1 protein-coding gene is annotated in these 4,641 nt (G+C 60.5%); it reads left to right on the top strand.

All coding sequences use genetic code 11. The features are described from left to right. Window positions 1-4,562 (top strand): hybrid sensor histidine kinase/response regulator (locus AC1D1X_RS16110; RefSeq protein ID WP_477698647.1); only part of this gene is annotated, 4,562 nt, incomplete at its 5' end. Window positions 4,563-4,641 lie beyond the last annotated feature (79 nt).

Below are 4,641 nucleotides of genomic sequence, written 5' to 3'. Positions count from 1 at the left end.
CAGCGGGAACATTCGAGCACCTCGGGAACAACCTTGGCGCCTTGAGTTTCCTCATCGATATGTTGAATTACCAGCCGGCGCTGGCGAAAAAACTGTTTGTGTTTGACGCGGAAAAAGGCGAGCTCAAGCCTTTGATGGGCCGGACCCAGAACGCCGGTAGTGCGGCGACCTCTGTCACGGTCAACAATGATGTGCTGTCACAGGAAGTGATTTCTGTTGTGCAGGATGCGGGTCTTGGCGAAACGGACCACAACCTCACGCTCAAACTTGACACGCTGGCCACGCATGCGGCGCTGGCCGAACAACCTGCGCTTGCGCAAAGTGCGCGCGAAGCCGCCGTCGCAGTTTCCGGAAGCAACGCGAGTGTTGCTGCGGAGGCGCTGACGACCTTGGCATTTGCCGTAACGCCGGTGCAGGCGGCGCCTGAGAGCCCGGCCGCGTCGGATGATTTTGAAGAAGACGACCTCCGTGACATCTTTCTTGAGGAGGCACGCGAAGTTGTCGGCAACGGCCAGCAAGCTTTGGCTGCACTGGTCAATGATCCGGCCGATGTATCTCAACTCACGGTTTTGCGGCGTGCTTTTCATACGCTCAAGGGCAGCTCCCGCATGGTGGGACTCAACGAGTTCGGCGAGGCGGCGTGGTCGCTTGAGCAGATGCTCAATAGCTGGCTGGCCGACCAGAAGGTTGCCACGGATGAGTTCCGGGCTTTATCGCTGGAAGCCATGGGCGGTTTTGCAAAGTGGATTGAAGACATTGCGGGAAATCGCGATGGATCGTGGTCGGCGTCTACCTTCCGAGCCAGTGCCGATGCGATGCGCACGGAGGGCCGTTACAGCCCCCTGGTGACTGCCGTAGTCGATGCTGCCGAGGTTCCTGTGGCCGCCGTGGCGGCAGCAATGCCAACAGCGCTGGCACCTGAGCTGGAGCTGGATTCAGGTGTTCCCGAAACCGTGGGTGCTGAACCTGTTGCCGACCCGGCCGTCGTGACGGATCTGGATTTTGACCTCATGTTTGAGTCGGAAGGTGCAGCTGCGACCGCGAGCCCTGCGGAGCCTGCAGGTCCGTCTGTGGCAGAAATTGAAGGCATTGATTTCGGCAGTTTGTCCGCAGTTTCTGCGACGGCTGATACAACACCAGCGTCAACGCCGCCCGCTTCGGCGGAGCCGTTCGCATCCCTGGAAATAAATGCAACAGAACCGATCGAACTGTCGGACGCGGATTTCGACAAGCACTTTCAAACCGAGGCCGTGGCGGCTGAACAGCCAACGCCTGTGGTCTTTGATTTCACCCCTGAGGGGCACAAACAATTGCCGGCAGCGGCCGAAGGCGCCGGTCTGGCCGGGCAACCGCAACACTTGCAGGCTGCCGAAGTTCTGAAGACGGATGATGCGGTCGATGCAGCTGACAGTGTGCTGCCATTGGATGGCAATGGTGACGAACAGGTCAAGGTCATCGGTGCCTTGCGCATTGGAATTCCGCTTTACAACGTCTACCTGAATGAAGCAGATGAATGGTCACGCCGGCTTGTGACTGAGGTGGCCGAATGGGCGCTCGAGCTGAACCAACCGGTCAGTGACTCTACCGTCGCCCTGGCCCATTCCCTCGCGGGAAGTTCCGCGACTGTCGGGTTCCATGCCCTGTCCGGAATGGCTCGGGCGCTTGAACAGGCTTTGCAGCAATCCAGCGTTCACCACAGCAATGGCGCCGCCAGGTATGGGCAGGTATTTGTTGATGCAGCGGAAGACATCCGCCGGCTTCTGCACCAGTTTGCCGCGGGTTTTCTCAAGGAGGCGGATGCAACCATCCTTGACAGGCTGAAGCAACTCGATTTCTCTGATTCGGTTTTGCCACCGGGTAACGATTTTTCCGACTTCGACTTCTCCCCCGAATCGGTGGAGGTGGAAACGGTCTCTGTAGAGCCGGTGCGCTCACTGGAACCAGAGCCAGAAGTGACGCCGGCTCAGGTAATTGAAATGCCTGTCCCCGCTCAGGTCACGCCGGTGCCTCCACCTGCTGCTGTCGTCTCTCCGCCTGCCCGGCTGGTAGCGACCGTGGCTGCACCARTGAACTCGAACTTCGAGGAAGACGAGGACGACGAAATCGATGCGGTCGATGCGATTGATCCCGACCTGTTTCCGATTTTTGAAGAAGAAGCTGCAGAACTCATGCCCCAGCTGGGGGGCGCACTGCGGCAGTGGTCTTCACGTCCTGATAACCAGGGCGCACGCATGGAAGTCCTCCGTGCACTTCACACGCTCAAAGGCAGCGCCCGGCTGGCAGGTGCATTGCGGTTAGGCGAAATGGCTCACCGGATTGAGTCCGAAATCGAACATCTCGGCTCTGATGCGGCTTCAACCCAGGAATTCGAACCCCTGATGACGCGTTTTGACGCCATGGAAGCTACATTTGAGGCCTTGCGCCGTGCTGATGCGGCTGCTGCGGCTGCACCCGTCACGCTTGCACCTATTGCACCTATTGCGCCTATCGCGACCGTTGAGCCCATACTGAAGTCGACCACGCAGGACAAGCCCGCTCCAATTGTGGATGCGCAGGAAACTCCAGCCGAGAGCGCCGCTCCGGTTGCCGCCGGTGCGGGCCGCAAGCTCACGGTGCCGGCGCCGCAGACCATGGCCATGCAGCCGTTGCGACAGGCGGCCAACGCCTCGATCCGCGTGCGCTCCCAGTTGCTTGACCGCATGGTGAACCAGGCTGGTGAGGTCATGATCACGCGCTCCCGGCTGGAAGCCGAACTCAGCCAGCTCCGGGGCTCGCTGAACGACATGAGCGGTAACTTGAACCGCTTGCGCCAGCAGCTGCGGGACATTGAGTTGCAGGCTGAAACCCAGATGCAGTCGCGATTGGCTCAGGCCAAGGAAGCCCAGGCTGGGTTTGATCCGCTGGAGTTCGACCGCTTTACCCGCGTACAGGAACTGACGCGAATGATGGCCGAGTCGGTGAATGACGTGGCAACCGTGCAGCGCACCTTGCAGCGCACGGTGGAAGCCACCGAAGACGACTTGATCGCCCAGGCTCGCCAAACCCGAGAGCTGCAACGCGACTTGCTCCGTACCCGCATGGTGGAATTCGAAGGCATCTCCGAGCGCCTGTACCGCGTAGTGCGCCAAGCGTCCAAGGAAACCGGCAAGCAGGTCCGCCTGGACTTGCTGGGCGGTACCATGGAAATGGACCGCGGCATGCTGGACCGTATGACGCCGGCCTTTGAGCACTTGCTGCGTAACTGCGTGGCCCACGGTATTGAAAGTACGCAGGTTCGCACCGATGCCGGCAAGGACCCGGTCGGCCTGATCACCGTTCACTTGCGCCAGGAAGGTAACGACGTTTCTGTTGACTTCAGCGATGACGGCGCCGGCTTGAACCTGGCACGTATCCGCGAAAAGGCCATCAGCCTCGGGATGATCACCGCTGATCAACCGCTGGAAGACGGCGACGCCGCTAACCTGATTTTCATGCCCGGCTTCTCTACGGCCGCGCAGGTGACCGAGCTGGCAGGACGCGGCATCGGTATGGATGTAGTCCGCTCTGAAGTCAACGCGCTCGGTGGCCGGATCGAAACTTCCACCGTCGCCGGTCAGGGAACGCACTTCAAGCTGGTACTCCCGCTGACTACTGCTGTGACGCAGGTGGTGATGATCCGCTCGGGCAATCTCTCAATCGGCGTACCTGCCAACGTTGTGGAAACCGTCAGGCGCGCTTCGGCCAAAGAGCTGCAGCAGGCCTATAACACCGGCACACTGGAGATTGCCGGCGAGTCGATGCCCTTCTTCTGGTCCGGTGCATTGCTGCAGGCCTCGCACCACAGCGCCGAAGCCCAGGGCAAGACCACACCGGTCGTGATTTTCCGAAGCGCCGCACAGCGCATTGCCCTGCACGTCGATGAAGTGTTGGGCAACCAGGAGGTTGTGGTCAAGAACCTGGGCCCGCAGTTGTCCCGTTTGCCCGGCCTGGCCGGTATGTCAGTGCTGGCTTCCGGTGCGGTCGTGCTGATTTACAACCCGGTTGCGCTGGCTTCCGTGTATGGCCAGCAGGCGCGCGCATGGAGTTCAGACCGGGCCGAGCCGCACATGCTTGAAGGCTCCGGCGCTACCGCGGCAACCACCGACGGCGGCAGCGGCAGCGTCGCGAAAAGGACGATGGCGGCACCTGTCGCCCCGCAGATTCCGTTGATTCTTGTGGTCGATGACTCCATTACGGTTCGCCGGGTTACGCAACGTCTGCTTCAGCGTGAAGGCTACCGTGTCTCCATGGCGGCCGACGGTCTGCAAGCGCTTGAACGCCTGCAGGAAGAGCGGCCGGCCGTGGTGCTGTCAGATATCGAAATGCCGCGCATGGATGGCTTTGACCTGGCGCGCAACATCAGGGCTGACGTGCGCCTCAGTAACCTGCCCATCATCATGATCACGTCCCGCATCGCCGAGAAGCACCGTGAACATGCCAAGGAGCTGGGCGTCGACCACTATCTGGGCAAACCGTTCTCTGAAGAAGAGTTGATGAGCCTGGTGCGCCACTATTGCGCTGCCGAGACCACCGCGACCGCCTGAGGTAAAAAAGCAGAAAAAAGCCTGTAGCCTAGGTAGGACGTGCGCAAGCAGCTCCTAAAATAATAGCAAGGCCTGAGAG

Source organism: Polaromonas sp. P1_G4 (assembly GCF_056405475.1).
Note: the sequence above shows the minus strand (reverse complement) of the source record. Positions and strands in the feature narration are given on the sequence as shown.